At 38.0% G+C, this 18,076-nt stretch carries 14 protein-coding genes; 5 read left to right on the top strand and 9 right to left on the bottom strand.

The window, feature by feature from the left end; all coding sequences use genetic code 11:
- Window positions 1-24 precede the first annotated feature (24 nt).
- The 3 genes from IPK91_07420 to IPK91_07430 form a co-directional block, all read right to left on the bottom strand.
- Window positions 25-1,881 (bottom strand): hypothetical protein, encoded by a 1,857-nt coding sequence (locus tag IPK91_07420; protein ID MBK8297094.1) that lies wholly within the window; start codon window positions 1,879-1,881, stop codon window positions 25-27.
- A 195-nt stretch (window positions 1,882-2,076) separates the two neighbouring features.
- Window positions 2,077-2,796: a phosphoribosylformylglycinamidine synthase subunit PurQ gene (purQ, locus tag IPK91_07425; protein ID MBK8297095.1), complete on the bottom strand. Its 720-nt coding sequence runs from the start codon at window positions 2,794-2,796 to the stop codon at window positions 2,077-2,079.
- A gap of 1 nt (window position 2,797) precedes the next feature.
- Window positions 2,798-3,775, bottom strand: a complete 978-nt coding sequence (locus IPK91_07430; protein MBK8297096.1) for a hypothetical protein — start codon at window positions 3,773-3,775, stop codon at window positions 2,798-2,800.
- 347 nt (window positions 3,776-4,122) lie between these two features.
- On the opposite strand from IPK91_07430, the gene IPK91_07435 reads away from it, so the two are divergent.
- Entirely contained in the window at window positions 4,123-5,103 is a 981-nt protein-coding gene (locus IPK91_07435) for a polyprenyl synthetase family protein (protein MBK8297097.1), read from the top strand.
- Window positions 5,104-5,737: 634 nt separating this feature from the next.
- Here IPK91_07435 and IPK91_07440 read toward each other — a convergent pair.
- The 3 genes from IPK91_07440 to IPK91_07450 form a co-directional block, all read right to left on the bottom strand.
- Window positions 5,738-6,895 carry an alanine dehydrogenase gene (locus tag IPK91_07440; protein ID MBK8297098.1) on the bottom strand — a complete coding sequence of 386 codons (1,158 nt, stop codon included), beginning with the start codon at window positions 6,893-6,895 and terminating at the stop codon, window positions 5,738-5,740.
- 86 nt (window positions 6,896-6,981) lie between these two features.
- Window positions 6,982-7,419, bottom strand: a complete 438-nt coding sequence (gene tsaE, locus IPK91_07445; protein MBK8297099.1) for a tRNA (adenosine(37)-N6)-threonylcarbamoyltransferase complex ATPase subunit type 1 TsaE — start codon at window positions 7,417-7,419, stop codon at window positions 6,982-6,984.
- A gap of 61 nt (window positions 7,420-7,480) precedes the next feature.
- Window positions 7,481-8,179, bottom strand: coding sequence for a hypothetical protein (locus IPK91_07450; GenBank protein MBK8297100.1), 699 nt, complete (start codon window positions 8,177-8,179; stop codon window positions 7,481-7,483).
- A gap of 507 nt (window positions 8,180-8,686) precedes the next feature.
- Here IPK91_07450 and IPK91_07455 point away from each other — a divergent pair.
- Both IPK91_07455 and IPK91_07460 read left to right on the top strand, forming a co-directional pair.
- Complete coding sequence (locus IPK91_07455) at window positions 8,687-11,266, top strand: DNA gyrase/topoisomerase IV subunit A (protein MBK8297101.1); 2,580 nt, start codon at window positions 8,687-8,689, stop codon at window positions 11,264-11,266.
- A 299-nt stretch (window positions 11,267-11,565) separates the two neighbouring features.
- Window positions 11,566-12,888: a hypothetical protein gene (locus tag IPK91_07460; GenBank protein MBK8297102.1), complete on the top strand. Its 1,323-nt coding sequence runs from the start codon at window positions 11,566-11,568 to the stop codon at window positions 12,886-12,888.
- A 53-nt stretch (window positions 12,889-12,941) separates the two neighbouring features.
- Here the strand turns inward: IPK91_07460 and IPK91_07465 are convergent, their stop codons facing one another.
- From IPK91_07465 to IPK91_07475, 3 genes are read right to left on the bottom strand one after another with little or no spacing between them, the layout of a single operon-like run.
- Window positions 12,942-14,177, bottom strand: coding sequence for an HlyC/CorC family transporter (locus tag IPK91_07465; GenBank protein MBK8297103.1), 1,236 nt, complete (start codon window positions 14,175-14,177; stop codon window positions 12,942-12,944).
- A 17-nt stretch (window positions 14,178-14,194) separates the two neighbouring features.
- A complete protein-coding gene (gene lptC, locus IPK91_07470) occupies window positions 14,195-14,755 on the bottom strand; it encodes an LPS export ABC transporter periplasmic protein LptC (protein MBK8297104.1) in 561 nt (186 codons plus the stop codon).
- On the bottom strand, window positions 14,755-16,851 hold the full coding sequence (locus IPK91_07475) for a gliding motility-associated C-terminal domain-containing protein (protein MBK8297105.1): 2,097 nt from the start codon (window positions 16,849-16,851) through the stop codon (window positions 14,755-14,757). Before IPK91_07475 ends, lptC begins: the two co-directional genes overlap by 1 nt.
- Window positions 16,852-17,111: 260 nt before the next feature.
- Here IPK91_07475 and IPK91_07480 point away from each other — a divergent pair, with 260 nt between their 5' ends.
- Entirely contained in the window at window positions 17,112-17,801 is a 690-nt protein-coding gene (locus IPK91_07480) for a CDP-alcohol phosphatidyltransferase family protein (protein ID MBK8297106.1), read from the top strand.
- A gap of 8 nt (window positions 17,802-17,809) precedes the next feature.
- Complete coding sequence (gene purS / locus IPK91_07485; protein ID MBK8297107.1) at window positions 17,810-18,070, top strand: phosphoribosylformylglycinamidine synthase subunit PurS; 261 nt, start codon at window positions 17,810-17,812, stop codon at window positions 18,068-18,070.
- The last annotated feature ends 6 nt before the right edge of the window (window positions 18,071-18,076 follow it).

An 18,076-nucleotide genomic window follows, 5' to 3' on the forward strand; every position in this document is an offset into this window, starting at 1 on the left:
ACCATCGGGCTGGAGATAATTTTTTTACTGCGCTGTCGTGTGGAAATTTAATAAAACCAAAAGATACAGCGCCATCAACGCAAAAATTATCACCCAGGCACCCATGAAAATTTCATATCCCAGGATACCCCAGTGTTGGGTCATGTCGGCAACCGATAAAAATTTAAATGCAAGCGCCAATTCTAAAAATCCCAATACCACTTTTACATTGGTCATCCAGGAACCCGAACGTGGCAAGGTATTTAAAAACGCAGGAAATGCTGCAAACAATCCGAATGGAATGGCCAGTGCCGTTGAAAATCCCAGCATCACTACAAAAGGTCCCATTTTAGAAGTTGCCGATTGTACGATCGCCGAACCAATGATCGGTCCTGTGCAGGAAAAGCTGACTATTGCCAGTGTAAAAGCCATAAAAAAGATACCGATCAATCCACCGCTGTCAGCCATCCGATCGCTTTTATTGGCCCAGGAACTGGGAAGGGTAATTTCGTAATATCCAAAAAAGGAAAATGCAAACGCTATGAAAATGATGAAGAACAAGGTATTGGCAATCCAATTGGTAGATAATTCATTGAGTGCAGTGGCGCCAAATACAGCTGTGATTAAAATTCCTATTGCAACATAAATTACTATGATTGAAAGCGCATAGATCAATGCATTTTGAAAACCTTTGCGTTTGGTATCCTTCGTGAAAAAAGATACTGTCAATGGAATCATTGGAAAAACACACGGGGTCAGTAAAGCCAACAAGCCGCCCAGAAATCCAAATAAAAAAGTCCACCAATGATTTTTACCTTCAATGCGTTCTTCTCCACATTGCCCTACCGGATTCTTTTGCGTTTCTATTAAGCTTGGTACAGTTAAATCTATCGTATTTCCATCTTTTAATAAAGGAGATCCAATGGGTGCTTCTTCTGAATCAAATTTCAAAGTTTTTGAAACCGGGTCAAATGAAAAATCAAGATTTTTATAGGGTAAGCACCGACTGGCATCGCAAGTTTGATAGGTAAAATATCCTTTGATGGGTTTGGAAGGATCCTTGACTTTAATTTCCTGTATAAATGATGCCTCCTGTTTGAATTTAATGAGCTTCATTTCAAAAATTTCATCAAATCCTTCTAATCTATGATCTGACAATTCCTGAATGCTACCCATTTTTTCATAGCCTGAATCGTCGGTCAAAACTATATCTGATGGGATCGGTCCATCCGGAGGAATGTTATGACTGTAGATATACCAACCGTCCTGGATGATCGCTGTAAATTTCAACCCATAAACGGCATTTCCTTTATCAATCAATTCTGATTTTACTTTAACAGGGTCCAGTAAATTACTATTTTGATCGATGCCTGCTAAGGTGGAGGAAGGAATTAAACCAGATCCAGCAGGCATGCCGCCCATTGATTTTTCTTCAGGCACTTCCCCATTTAAAGCAATAACAAAATCCTCGTTTGTAGGTGGAATGCATTTCTCGCTGTTGCAGCTCATAAAATAAGCAGATGCCTTGATCGGTTTTGAAGCATCGCTCACATTAATCTTTTGCACAAAATCTACATGATCATAATATTTTGAAACTACCAGATTATCAAATAATGGTTCAGGACCTTCTTTCTTTTTACCGCGCTCTTCGACTTTGCCAATCAATTCAAAATGCTTGTCTTTCACCAATGTAATTTCGATGGGTTGTGCGGCATTTGGATCGGATGACTGGCTGTAAATCGCCCAGCCTTCATCCATTTTAGCTTTTAGGATGATCTCATAGTGTGATTTATCCAATTGTTTGACTTCAGTAGTCCAATGAACCGGCTGTAGGATTTGGGCTGATGCATTCCATAATGAAAAAGTAAAAGCAAGCTGAAGAAATACTCTGGCAATTTTCATGGAAAGAAATTTAGTACCTTAAAGGAACACAAAAATAAACGAAACGGCCGGTCTTAGGGTGTTTAATAAAGGCCTTGAAAGCCTAGATTAACCTCACTTTAACGTTTTTGACGCAAAATTTCCAATCCAAATTTTCCAAAACCCAGGATTTAAACCCTGGGGTTTGGAAAATTTGGATTGGAAATAGTTATTAGCTTATGCTATGGAATTGGAATACTGTCTAATCCATTCAAAGATGGATTCAAGGATGGGGCGGCCATCGGTATTGCCGAGTGCAGCTTCTGCCGCACGTTCCGGGTGTGGCATCAATCCACATACATTGCGTTCTTTATTACAGATCCCTGCAATGTTTAAACAAGAACCATTTACATTGGACGCCTCGTCTATGCGGCCAGATGGATCGCAATACTGAAAGATAATTTGACTCTGGGACTTCAATTCACTCAAGGTTTGTTCGTCGGTAAAATAACGGCCATCTGCGTGCGCTATTGGTATTTTGTAAGCTTTATTTGGGTCTAACAAACAACTAAGTGGAGAATCGATCGTGCCTGGTTTGAGGTAGACATTTTTGCACATAAATTTTTCATTCTGGTTGACCAGCAATTGTCCTGGAAGCAATCCGGATTCACACAGAATTTGAAAACCATTGCAAATGCCGATCACCAATCCGCCTTCATTTGCAAAACGAATTACTTCAGGCATAATGGGTGAAAATTTAGCAATGGCACCACAACGCAGATAATCTCCAAAAGAAAATCCACCCGGCAGGAAAATGCAATCACCTGGATTAAACTGTTTTAAAGAGTGTTCTTTGTGCCAAATTTTCTCAATTGGCTTTTTGAATACTTCACCAATCACATACATCAGATCATCATCACAATTTGATCCGGGAAAAACAACCACGCCAAATTTCATATTACCAATTTTGAAATTGTAAAAATAAGGAGCAAAGCAGTAAAAACAGGTGAATGGTTTCCTGTATTAGCGGATTTTTAGGTTTAGTTAACAATGCACCTGTTAAAAGTGCCAAGGGACTAAATAAAATGATCAAATGATTTACCTGATCGATTTGTAAAAACAGTATGCTAAACCCGCTGATCAGGATAGCCCAAAACAATAGGTCAAACTGTTTTTGTGCCATGATCGACCTCTTAAACTGAAAAAACGGATATTGAATTAAATTGATTAAAACAAAAATAAATAACAAGGCAAATACAATCCAGCCGATGCTGCCAAATTTCATAGAAAATATAAACGGTTTAAAAAAACCTGCAATTTGCACATCCCAAAATTCGGTATGGAGATTAAAATAATAAAGGCTTACAAAAAGTAAAAAATACACATTAAAAAAGCCACCTAATATTTGAAGGATCTCTTTTAATTGATAGACGCGTAAAACCATAATACCCACCAAACCTAAAATTAAAAAGATGTAATACGGTGGATAAAATAGACTTGCCAAACCCACCAAAAAGCCATAATTAAAAAGTGCTAAAGCCGGTTTCTTTTTTAGATAAATTCCAAATAATTCTGGCAGGGCCAAGGTGAAAAAAAAGTTTGCAAGCAAGACCGGACCAAAGCAAAGGGTAGAAAAATGAAAGCCGCAAAACAGAATAAAAAACAAGGAACCAAAAAGTTGACCCTCTCCAGTCAATTTAAAACGACTGACCATTCGACCAATCCAAAGAGCCTGTAAGACAATAAGAACTAAGGAGCTGGTAATATTAAAGGCATTGTTTTCAGAGAGCTCTTTAAACAGTTTCAGGAAGAGCCAGCAAGATTCAGAAACGGGACAACTGACTTTATTAAACCAGCTGCTGGCATGCAATACCATTGCATAGGGTATTAGCAAGAAAGCCCCCATAAATGTATTTCTCTTAAATAACTCGAGCAAGCAGTTTAATTGTAGTATCAAAATTAATCCAATTTTTAAGGGAATTTCTAAAAACCAAGTATTCTTCGGGATCCAATTTATTTAAACAGCTCATTTACAGTAGTAAACTCAAATTAAAATAATTTCAAGGCCCGACTTAGGATTTTTTGAGATCTCTTCATTTTCTACACACAAGTTCATAGGTACTTTCCATACAAAGATTTTTTACAATTCTCATATAATCAGTTAATAATGAATGCTTTAAATATAATTATAGAAATCGATTACATTTGCCCCTGAATACCTCTTTGAATCAGAAATCAAGATGGTATCATTCGCCAAACGCCAAAGCTTATATTTACCGATTGATGAAGCCGGAATATTCCCTGGAGGAAATAAAAAGACCCGTTGTACAGGAGCTTAAAGCTTTTGATGCCCATTTTAGGCAGGCAATGCAAAGCAGGGTGGCCTTATTGGATCAAATCAGTTATTATCTGGTCAAAACAAAAGGAAAGCAATTAAGGCCCTTAATGAGTTTACTTTCTGCAAAACTTTTTGGAGAGATTAATCAAAAAACATTTGCCGCTGCAACCCTGGTTGAATTACTCCATACGGCTACCTTGGTGCATGATGATGTAGTAGATGAATCTGATCAGCGCAGAGGATTTTTTTCAATTAAAGCCTTGTGGAAAAATAAAATCGCTGTGTTGGTTGGTGATTATTTATTGTCAAGAGGTTTATTGACTGCCTTGCAAGGATCTCATTTTGATTTATTGGAAATTCTATCTTCTTCAGTAAGTGAAATGAGTGAAGGCGAATTATTGCAATTGGAAAAAGCCCGCCGATTGGATATCAATGAAACGATTTACTTTCAAATCATTCGACAAAAAACAGCCTCCTTGATTCGTTCGGCTTGTTTATGTGGAGCTAAGAGTACTACAGATCAGCTTGATTATCTCAATAACATCCGTGACTACGGAGAAAAAATTGGAATCGCTTTTCAGATCAAAGATGATTTGATGGATTTAAGTAAGGATTTTACCGGCAAGCCAAAGATCTTGGATATTAAAGAAAAGAAAATGACTTTGCCCCTGATAGCGGCATTAACGAAAGCTCCCTTGCCATTAAAAAACAGAATGATTTCACTCATTCGAAATCACAATGAAAATCCAAAATCAATCCAGGAAGTGGTTTCTTTTATTCATGAATACCATGGCATAGAAACTGCCGAACAAAAAATGTATGCATACCGCGACGAAGCATTAGCCCACTTGCAGCATGTACCACACAACGATGCGTATGAGGCCCTTGTAAAATTGAGCTATTACATTACTTCCCGAGTAAAATAGGTTGAAGAAATTCCTTCCTATGTTTTCTATATTCCTATGTGCCTTTGTGGTCCAATAAAATGTTCAATTGAAACACATAGAACATAGGACACAATAGAGGAACACATAGAAATTCCTTCCTATGTTTTCTATATCCCTATGTGCCTATGTGGTCCAAATAAAAAGATCAATTGAAACACATAGTACATAGGGCACAATAGAACAACACATAGAAATTCCTTCCTATGTTTTCTATATCCCTATGTGCTTATGTGGTCCAAATAAAATAGTCAATTGAAACACATAGTACATAGGACACAATAGAGGAACACATAGAATTTCCTAACTATGTTTCCTAAATCCCTATGTGCCTATGTGGTCCAAATAAAAAGATCAATTGAAACACATAGTACATAGGACACAATAGAATAACACATAGAAATTCCTTCCTATGTTTTCTATATTCCTATGTGCCTTTGTGGTCCAATAAAATGTTCAATTGAAACACATAGAACATAGGACACAATAGAGGAACACATAGGAATTCCTTCCTATGTTTTCTATATCCCTATGTGCCTATATGGTCCAAATAAAAAGATCAATTGAAACACATAGGACATAAGACACAATAGAGGAACACATAGGATTTATATGTCTAGGTGGTTGCTGTTAACAACAATTCCAGATTGGTGTATTTAATTCCAAAACGCTGGCTTAAATACTCGTTTGTAAGACAGCCTTTATAGGTGTAGATCCCATTTCGTAAACCTTTGTGGGAATAGATTACATGATCGATTCCGCCGGCATCTCCTGCTTGTTGTAATATCGTTGTAATGATGTTGCTAATTCCTATAGATGCCGTACGTGCAACTTTTGAAGCAATATTAGGAACTCCATAATGAATCACACCATGAACAATCCGAATGGGTTGATCGTGTGTAGTCAGCTGACTGGTTTCAAAGCATCCACCCTGATCAATACTCACATCAATAATAACTGATCCGGGTTTCATTTGTAAGATCATTTCTTCAGAAACCAACAGCGGCGTGCGACCCGTCTTACTGTGAATGGCACCAATTGCTACATCAGCAGTCATTAATTGTTGTGTCAGTGTAATTGGATTTAATGACGACGTGTACAATTGACGTCCCATCCGGTTCTGAATTCGGATTAACTTATGAATGTTGTCATCAAAAATGCGAACAGAAGCCCCTAAAGCCAATGCTGCCCGTGTTGCATATTCTGCTACAACACCTGCACCTAAAATTATCACTTTTGCAGGCGGTACACCCGATATCCCCCCTAGCAAGAGTCCCTTTCCTTGCTTCGGATGACTTAATAATTCGGCAGCAGTTTGTACTACTGAGATTCCTGCAATTTCTGACATAATCCGGACTAAGGGAAAGGTCCCATCATCTGCTTGGAGGTACTCCATGGCTATTGCTGTAACCCGTTTTTGTCGGAGTGCCTGGATGTAATCGCTGTCAATAATTGGAAAATTAAGGGGCGAAACCAATACTTGATTGGGATGAAACCATTGCAATTCTTCTAAAGTAGGAGGAGCCACTTTTAAAATGATATCACATTCAAATACCGTTTTCCGGTCATGCGTAATGATGGCTCCCGCTTCTGAATAGTCAATATCTGAATAATGTGCTTTGACCCCTGATTGGGATTCAACATAAACCAAATGTCCACGTGCGACCAGATTGCTTACAGAAACAGGTACTAATGCAACCCGGTTTTCCTGCATACCGGTTTCCAGAGGAATTCCAATTTTAATTGAAGACTTTGCTCGGTAGAGCTCCAGCATTTCCGGCTGGGTTAAAAACTCTCGCTGTGTGCTGGTGGCATAGGATGAATCCATAATTGTATCTAGCTAAAAATCAACGGATGATGTTACAAAGTTACTATAATCTTCCTTTGTTGATTTTCCAATCGTTCGATTTGGACCCGCAAGTAATTTTCAGAGGCTAAAATGGGTTCAATTAATTCCGGCCATTCAATAATACAATGGATTCCACTGTCAAAATAATCGTGGATCCCTAAATTTAATGCTTCATCCAGATTCTTTAACCGGTACAAATCCATATGATACAGCTTCTGGATTGCCCATGGATTTGGCTTACAATGATATTCGTTGATTATAGAAAATGTTGGGCTGCCTGTTTCAGATTCAAATCCCAGGTGTTTACCAATAGCACGCACCAGTGTCGTCTTTCCAACTCCCATTTCTGCCTGAAGGCCGATAATCTGATAAGGCAGGATTTGATCTAATAGCTTTTTTGAAATTTCATCCAATTGATCAAGCCCAAAGATGTAGTCTTGTTCTTTCACCCGAAAAAAAAATAAGGGTTTATTAAATCAAAGGAGATTTCATTTAATAAACCCTCATGAATTAAGGTTTAAACAGAGTCTCCTGGATGTCGGAATTGATGGTGATTTTAGTCATATCCACAGGACCATTCATAGATTCAACTGTGTATGGAAATACCAATCCGCCTTCAACTTCTTTGTAATTGCTGAATTTGGTTTCTGCATCAAATTCTTTACCGCCAAATTTCTGTTTAGAAACTGTTTTTACGATATAGTAGGATGTAGGATCGATGAGGTAGTACGTTAATTTTCCACTCTTAGAAGTAACTTTTAATTTATGGCATTCTGTTCCTTCCACATCATCTAAACCTAAATACTCAACGGTGTGGCCTTTGGATTTATAGTCTAATAAATTTCCGGAAAGATCTAATTGATCAATGCCTTCTTTAATTTGATCCATTGGTATTGGTTCCGGTTTTGTTTGACCCTGAAATGGCATAAAGGTCCAGCCGGAATCCGGTCTCATAATAATCCAGGCATTCATACCCATCACAGCAAAATCCAAACGAAATCCTTTGTTATTTACGATGGTCGTCGTCATTGGAAATTCCATTCCTTGTGAACTCACTTTACCTTCCATCACAACGGATTTGATGCTGGTCAGTTTATCCTTTCCACCCAATGCGGCGATGTGTTTGTCAATAATTTCATCAGCAGTCTGGGCAGAAACAAAAGCGTTTCCAAGAAAGAAGAAACAGATAAAAGCAAGAAATTTATTCATTTTTAATTTGAGTTTAAAACCAGGCAAATTACCCGGTTAATTCAGCTATCAAAGATAGGTCAAAGACCATTTTTTGCAGCAGAATTTCGGGTAAACTGCCTGAAATTAACGATTATTTTAGTTTTGAATCCGATGAATGCAAGGATTGCTTTTCCCTGCAAACTGAATTTAATCAAACCGATGCTGTCTTACCAGCGGTTTCGGTCATGTTTTTCACGCCAAATGCTTCTGTCGTGTCTGTGGTGCATCCGATGAAGTTGGCGTCTTTCCTTATGATCCAGACGACCATCCCGGAGCATGTATCGTTTGGTTAAGAATTAAACTGTGTGTGTTCATGATTTAGAATTTAAATAGATAATAATGTAGGTTTGACTATCAAGCTGACTGGGCGATTAATCTATTTTAGTATTTAACCAAACTTTAAGGGATGGATAAACCCTTAATTTTATATATAATAAATATTTAATATGATTTCCAAGGGTTTATCTTTGCAATTCAATACAATGTATGAAAACCCAGAACCCCGATAATTCTTCAGACCATATCATTACCCTGGATGGCATGTACCAGAATTATTTTCTGGACTATGCGTCTTACGTTATCCTGGAACGAGCGGTCCCGGCTATAGAAGATGGATTAAAACCAGTACAAAGGCGCATCCTTCACAGCATGGATGAGAAAGAAGACGGCCGTTTTCACAAGGTGGCCAACCTGATTGGGCATACGATGCAATATCATCCACATGGAGATGCTGCGATTGGGGAAGCCTTGGTAAACCTTGGACAAAAAGATTTATTGATTGAAACTCAGGGTAACTGGGGAGATTTCAGAACCGGTGATTCAGCAGCTGCACCCCGATACATCGAAGCGCGGCTTACCAAATTTGCAAAAGAAGTTGCATTCAATCCTGACACCACCAAATGGCAGTTGTCTTATGACGGTCGAAACCGAGAACCGGAAACCCTGCCTATGAAATTTCCCATGCTGTTGGCGCAGGGCGTTGAAGGAATCGCAGTCGGACTTGCAACTAAAATATTGCCTCATAATTTTATTGAATTGATTAAGGCATCCATTCAAGTACTGAAAGGAAAAAAAATAGACCTGTATCCGGATTTTGAAACCGGCGGCTCGATCAATGTAGCAGAATATAATGAAGGTTTACGCGGTGGTAAAGTAAAAGTTCGCGCCAAGATTGAAATCGAAGACAAAAAAATGTTGGTCATCCGTGAAATACCGTATGGCATTACAACCGGCTCCTTGATTGAAAGCATTGTTAAAGCATCAGAGAAAGGAAAAATTAAAATCAAACAAATCTCAGACAACACTGCTAAAGATGTTGAAATACGCATTGAATTGCAAGCAGGTGTTTCACCTGAAGTAAGTTTGGATGCTTTGTATGCTTTTACGAATTGTGAAGTCAGCATCTCTCCGAATTGTTGTGTAATCGTTGATAACAAACCGCTGTTTTTATCGGTCAATGAAATTCTTAAAATTTCAACCTTTCATACCAAAGATCTTTTACAAAAAGAACTTGAAATCAAACGCAGTGAGCTACAGGAAAAATGGCAGTTGACTTCCCTTGAAAAAATCTTTATTGAAAACAGAATCTATCGGGATATAGAAGAGTGTACGAGTTTCGAACAGGTATTGGAAGTTATCGAAGCTGGTTTGCGAAACTATGTAATTACTCCTTCTTCTAAAGTAAAATCCACATCCGGAAAAGTTAAATTGATTCGGGAAATCACAAAAGAAGATCTGCTTCACCTGACCGATATCCGCATCAAACGAATTTCCAAATACAATAAGTTTCAAACGGATGAACAACTCAAATCATTAAATGCAGAATTATCACAAGTAGCACATGATTTAGAACATCTAACTGAATATGCAATTGCATATTTTGAAAACATTCTAAGCAAGTATGGGAAAGGCAAAGAGCGTAAAACGCGCATACTTGAATTTGAATCCATTCAAGCAGTACAGGTCGTCGCGAATAACAGCAAACTCTATGTCAACCGGGAAGATGGTTTCATCGGCTATGGATTAAAGAAAGATGAATTTGTAAAAGAATGCAGTGATATCGATGACATCATTGTATTTCGGGCTGATGGAAAAATGATCGTCAGCAGAATATCAGAAAAAACCTTTGTCGGAAAGGATATTATCTATGTTGATGTTTGGAAAAAAGGAGATGAGCGGACTACTTACAACATCATTTATTTAGATGGTGAAAGTGGCCGTGCCATGGCTAAACGATTTAACGTGACCGGCATTACCCGTGATAAAGAATATGATTTAACCAAAGGACATCCAAAATCAAAATCGCTCTATTTCACCGGAAATCCGGAAGGTGAAGCAGAGCTCGTGACAGTCTTTTTAACTCCGGGATGCAAAGCAAAAATTAAAAGCTTTGATTTTGATTTTAGCGAATTGGAAATCAAAGGCCGTAGCAGTCAGGGAAATATAGTTACAAAATATCCGGTTCGAAAAATTACACTAAAAGAAAAAGGCAAGAGTACTTTAGGTGCGCAAAAAATTTGGTATGATATCAATACCGGAAGATTAATTACCGAAGAGCGCGGTTTGTATTTAGGTGGACTCAATCGGGGCGATAAAATTCTGACCATCTATAAAAATGGTACGTATGAATTAACAGAGTATGATTTAAACAACCGCTATGCCTATCAGGATTTAATCTATATAATAAAATACAATCCGGCACAAATTATTACTGCCATCTATTTTGAAGGTGAAAAAGGATGGTCTATGGCCAAACGTTTTCAAATTGAAACTACGACACTCAATACTAAATTTAGTTTCATTACGGATCATAAAGATTCAAAACTTTATTATGTCACCACACATCCTGAACCAGAAGTGTTATTCTCATACAAACAGCGCAAAGAACGTATGGATGAAATATTAACGGTTCATCAGTTTGTTGATGTAAAAGGCTGGAAAGCAATTGGAAATAAAATCGAAGATGTGCCGTTAATCAGTGTAGTCGATCAAAGCAAAGAACTTTCCAAAAAAGCGTCAAAATCTGGAGGATTCAAAGCTGGTGATACCATTGAGTTTGATATTTAAATAGGTGGAAGTTGATGGTTGATGGTTGATGGTTGGTAGTTGATAGTTGATAGTTGATAGGTGATAGTTGAGAGGTGGAAGGTGATGGTTGGTATGTGATGGTTGATGGTTGATGGTTGATAGTTTTCACAACTCGAAATTCTCGTAATTCGTAATTCGTAATTTCATTCTTTTCGTCTCTGCGAGAAATTAAATTTTGGTTGTTGATAGTCGTAACCCTCTAGCCTCTAGCCTCTAGCCTTTAACCTTTAGCCTTTAGCCTTTAGCCTTTATTTTAAAAATATTATTAATACATACGCATGAAATATTATCTTACCTGTAATTTATTTATTTTCTCGTTTATATTCATTGCTTGTTCGCAAGTGGCACCGGATCAGCGAGCTATATTGTTGCAAACCAAAGGGCTTACTTGTGATGCGGTGCTGACCAATACAGGTGAACTTTTAATTTGTGGTGAGACCGCATCGTATGCAAGACCCGATTCAAAAACCAACGGATTAAAAGATGCCTATCTATTTCAAACAAATTCAACTGGAAAAAACACTGTGCTGACCACTTATGGGATCGATGGTAAATCGGTTCGATTTGAACAAATATGCCCGAATGGTGGAGACCGTTTTATTTCAGGAAATTATGGCGAAGACAAGAATAAGTTTATTTGCAAATTAGGAAGTAAGAATGAACTTGCGTGGGCATTGGGATCCACAATATATAAAACGATAGATAAAGGAGATCTGGCTGTGGATCTGGCAGGAAATTGCTTGATTCCTACTAAGGATCCCTCTTCAGATGCTTATGAAGCGTGTTTACATCTGGTTGATGCCAGCGGCGTATGTAAGTGGTCTCGAAAACTAAAAGCCATCGAAGTATGGCAGGATGTCATTGTTTTAAACGATCAAAAATTTATGATTAGCTACAAACAGAAAGGTGCGTATATCAATGGAGAATTGCGTAAAAAATATTGGATTAATACCTTTCAGATAGTAGATCCAATCGGAGAATTAGTTCAATATCGAAATTTTCATTTTGAATATGATTTAATTACAGATTGGCATTTCAATAAATTGTTACAGGATAAAAAAGGAAATTTATACTTTATCGGAAAAATTGAATATCGAAACAGCAACCGGCAAGAAGCATTTATTATAAAAACTGCAACCAATGGCCAAATCATCTGGAGTCATACCTATGCAGCAAACAACGGCAATGAATATGCTTTTAAAAATGCCTGTCTCACATCAACCGGTAATTTAATCGTTTTAGGAGATGGCTATTCCAAAAAAGGTGGCATCGTTATTTTGGAAATGAATCCTGAAGGAAACATTATCTGGGCAAAATTAAAATCCGCAGCATATTTTGATCAGGCAATGACCGTGCTTCCTAAAGGAAAAAACTACGAGATCATTTGGGATAAATTATTAAATCTATCTGCATTTTCCTGTAATACATCCGGACAAACCTGCACAAACGATGTTCAGGAAATTCAATTTACTCAAAAGAATTTTCCGGTATTGCTCAATGAGAATAAAGGTTCCTGGGAAAATATAACCGGCGATTGGACAGCAATCACGCTGAAATCAGAAAGTCATACACAGCTATCCGTGGAGGAAGTGTGTAGGTGATAGTTGATAGGTGATAGGTGTAACCCTCTAGCCTTTAGCCTTTCCCCTAAGCTCTAATCCAAGCGGATCATTCGGACCATTTCAATTTTGGTATCGCTGACCATTTCAAATATAAATTTATAGCCATCGGATTCGATTTCAGTACCTTGAGTTGGGATGGATCCCGTAGTTGTTACAAGATAACCACTTAAAGTATGATACTCCCCTTCCGGTAATTTGATATCGAATTCATTTTCCAGATACTGCAATTCCAGTCGGCCGGAAAACAGGTATTCGCGTTCGTTGATTTGCTGTTCTATAAATTCTTCCTGATCGTGTTCGTCTTCAATTTCTCCGAATATTTCTTCCAGAATATCCTCCAGGGTAATAATTCCGGAAGTTCCTCCGAATTCATCTACTACACATGCAATCGATAGGCGAAGTTTATTCATTCGCAACATCAAATCATAAACATTCTGGGTTTCAGGAACGAATGGCATATCCATTACAATGGAACGGATATCTATTGGATTTTTAAAAAGCTGTTGATGATGAATGTAACCCATCACATTATCAATATCTCCATCAACTACAATGATGCGGGATAAATTAGAATCTGTAAATGCTTTTACCAACTCTTCGAGTGGATCGTTGACATCGACATAAACCATTTCTGTGCGAGGCACCATGCATTCAATTACCCGAATCTGTCGAAGGTTGAGTGCATTTTTAAAAATATCGGTGTCGACATCATCTTCAGAAACTTTAATGGGTCCGTGCAAATAATTTTCTAAGTCTATTAAACTAAAGCGAGGTCTGGATTTTGAATCTTCCTGTTTTAGAATTTTGCGAATTACAAAGCCTGCAATTCCGGAAAGCAATTTGGCTGGGATGTATAACAACCAATAAAAAAACAACAAAGGATACGCAGTGACCTGGAGGAACCGATTGGAGTATAATCTAAAAAATGCTTTAGGTATAAATTCTCCCAGGATTAATATAATTAATGTAACCAAAACAGTATTTAAGAAAATTCTGATACCCGGACTTTCAGAAACTAATCCAATGGGAGCTGCCAAAAAATCAGTTATCAAATAACTTAAAACAACAATTGAAATATTTATTCCAACTAAAATCGTTGCAATAAAATCATCCGGATGTTCAAAAAAACGGGCCAATATTGAACCGGATCCACTGCCTCTGCTTCTTCTGATTTCAACAGCTAATTTGTTGGCGGTAATAAATGCAATTTCAGCACCTGCAAACAAAGCTGTGATTAATAAGAAGATAATGATTAAAATGAAAGTCATAGAATGGACAAAGGTAATCAGGGAAGCTCTTCTTTGTAGAGTTTATTGGCAGGAATTATTGCGTCAATGGCCTTGATTGTACCCTTCCTGAAATGTTGATCTGTTTCAAAGCCATACCCCTGGATCAATTCTTCTTTTCGGATGATCCGCACAAATTTATCTGTACTAATTTTACCCAAAGATTCATTCCAAATCAATTCAGAAGTTTTTAAAACTTCCTGATTCACACTTGAAAAAACAACACTGTCCCGTAAATAGGTTTTTCCCTCACTCCGCACCCGAATGGCATATTTGGATGCCAGTGTATTTACCAGTTGATTTTGATCATCATAAATAAATGCTTGTAAGCCTTTTGGAAATTCTTCTTTTTCCATTGAAGATTCTGTGTAGCGAATCATTTCCGGAGCTACGATCCGCAACTCGATTTTTGCAGAATCGCTATAAATAATATGTACATCTTTTAATAGTTCCCGATTGATTAATTTGGATGCATCTGAATCAGAATAAATTTTCTGTTCTTCCGTACAAGAAATCAACAAACAAAACAATAATATACTAAATGCAACTGGATGATTCATCAACGCAACAAGGTTAAATCTCCACTGATGGATTCTACATAATCATCTAAAAAACGGGCTTTGACCACATACACGTACACACCCGGATTGCATGCTTGTCCACCGGCTCTGCCATTCCAACCAACAGACGGATTATTGGGAATTAAATCTTTGCCTTCATAAATTAAATTTCCCCAACGGTCAAAAATCTGGAGTAAATCAATCTTGCTTAAAGATTTAGGTCCGTTTATATAAAAGAGATCATTGATATTATCCCCATTGGGAGAAAAGACATTCGGAGTAAATACATCGTAATTTTTAATGACGTGTACAAAAATAGAATCCAGCCCAAAGCATCCCCGGTCATTGGTTGTAAGCACAGTGTAATAGCCATCCTTAATGGGCAGTGCCGTAGTATTTTGACAATCGGTACAATTGATATTTTGTCCACGCAACCAGTTGTATGTGTATGCATCATTTGGAAAAGCAGACGCATTGAGATCGATGATTTCACCTAAATTAATTTCAAGATCGGTTCCGGCATTTGCAATAACTTCAGGCGGTTCCTGGATCGTAACTTCAAGCGTATCCAAACAACCTTTCCGATCCTGGATATAAATGGTATGTTTTCCAGCTGGCAAATTTGTAAACCGGTTTGTTGAAGTAAAATCTTGTCCATTCAGACTGTATTGATAATAATATGTAATTACTCCGTTGAGATCTTCATCAAAGGGAGTCCCTTGCAATCCATGCACAGCGATCATTCCATCATTTGATTTAAAGCAAGTCAAATCTCTGGTGCTATCAATCACCAACTGGAGTGTAGGTAATTCTTCGCAGCAAGGTTCGACATACAGTCTGCGAATTTCAGTGACTTTGCAACCGATATCTGTTTCAATCGTTAAGGTTACAAATTTTTCACCAAACGAATTGTAACGAATGGGTGGAGGAAACTGACCCACATAAGTTTGAGGAATTCCATCCTTACCAAAATTCCAGGTCCACCGGATGATGCTTCCTGTTGCAAATTGTGAGGAATCGATCACTTGAAAATCCGTTTCACATTTTAGACCACTGGGCGGATAAATGCCAAAATTAGATTCCGGTCCGGCAAATTCTCCGGTACCGCCCCACTCCACTGAAAAACCGACACCTGTATTATCAAAATTATTAACGATAAGGGTATAAAATTTACCCTGCACCATATCAATGTATTTGCAAAATCCATTTTCCCCTGTATGGCAATTGAGATCTTCTGAAATATCTGGGTCCGTCAGATCTAAACCGGTTGGCCCAGCGCAAGGTGGGGCTGTTGCATTGCAACGCAAAAGCACTTTATCATCACAAACATGAATACCTGTAGGCAATTCGTATAATGCAAAATCAATATCTTCTGATGGATTAAGTGGTTTTAAAATAAACGTCAAAGTACCGCTAGTGGCTGCCTTCCAGGTAAACCATACAGAAGAGGATTCTGAAGTTGTATTTCCATTATCCCCCAAACAAGAATTATTAGCCTCATCGATATCCATTCCTCCGCCACTGACTTTTTGAACGACAAATGGAGATTTATCACATAAGACGCCGGCTGTTTTACAATCCTGGCCCGGCAAGGCCGGTGGATTAAAATTATTTATACACAATTGAAATGTACCGGTTGTACTGTTGACCCCATCGACACGTATGTAATAATCCAAGCGCACGATCAAACCCCCTTGATAAATACTCAACACACCATTTCCACTCAGATCTGCACCGCATTCCAATTCGGAAATGGTGCCCCCACAGATACCACGGTAAAGCGCCACCATGGGGCGTGCCATGGTACCACCGGGCGTTCCGCCTCCCCGTGCATTGGTGCCAATTATGGTAATGTTTACATCGGTAAAGAAGGCACGAAATCGGAACCAAACATCTGTGTTGGTAGCACTCCAGCAGGTCGCTGAACCATAGCCAGAGGGCGTTGCCATGATATTGGTATATTCAGCAACTTTGCTGCAATAGTTTGTTACATCGTTTATTATAACAGGGTTATTGCAATTGTCATAGGACGGCTGGCCGAAACTGGTACTTATCGTTAAACCGATTACTAAACTAAGCAGGTACGATCTGATCATTCAATTTGATTATTCTTTATAACGCATAGTTGCGGTAATTAGACATTAAAAACAAGATAAAATAATGAAAAATGCCTAATAAAGCTCAAATTTAGATAAAACCAGCCTTATCCTGTAGTTCTGTTTCAAGGGGTCCTGTCCAGATTTAAATAAGATTCAATCCCTAATAAATTTCTTGTGAGGCTGCCTGTCTTTTTTGATATTTTGAGTTTCAAACGAATTCAATTAAAATCTGGTCTAAATTTGCAGTTTCAAAACGCATGTTTACAATACCCAATCTTATTACCAGTTTAAACCTCTTTTTTGGATGTTGTGCCCTGGTAAGTCTTCAACAAGCCAATTACCCATGGGCTTTAATCTGGATTTTAGTAGCCGTATTGGCAGATTTTGCAGATGGTTTTGTGGCCAGAGCCTTAAAGCAAACCAGTGCACTCGGATTGCAATTGGACTCCTTGTCGGATGTTGTATCGTTTGGTGTGGTTCCCGGATTTATTGCTTTTCATTTTTTGCAGGTTTATTTTCCAGAATATCCCTATGTGCCCTATGCGAGCTTCCTAATTGCATTGATGGCCGCCTTTCGTTTAGCGCGATACAATCTTTCAGGAAAAGGAGAAGCATACTTTTTTGAAGGATTGCCTGTGCCAGCAAACGCTTTATTTTTTACAGGCCTGTTAGGACTTGAAATTCAAGGTAGGTATTTAGGAATAAGCGATCTTTCAGGAATTGCAATTTTAGTGTTCATTGGATTGTTTTCATATTTAATGATCAGTCCGTACCGGATTTTAAAAATTCATGTTGAAAAAAACTGGTTAAACCGATATTACAGCCTGTTGATATTATTAGGAGTTGCCATGCTCAGTTGGTTCTGGATCGGACCCATTGCATTAAGTCTGGCGGTAATCCTGCACATTGTTTATAGTTTTACAATTCAATTAACTCAATCCAAATAATTTTATAGATGAAAGTGTATAAAGCAAAAATTGATATCATGCCACACAAAGAACTGTTGGATCCACAAGGAAAAACAGTTACAAAAAATATTCACCATTTGGATATCCATGGGATACAGGATGTTCGCATTGGAAAACATATTGAAATCACATTAGAAGCTACAGATGAAGCAGCAGCGAATGCGGTCGTTGATGAAAGCTGTAGAAAATTATTGACCAATCTGATTACAGAAACCTATGCATTTAGTATTGCTGAGCAGCATCAGTAATCTCAA

This window comes from Saprospiraceae bacterium, from assembly GCA_016712145.1.
Lineage (GTDB): Bacteria > Bacteroidota > Bacteroidia > Chitinophagales > Saprospiraceae > Vicinibacter.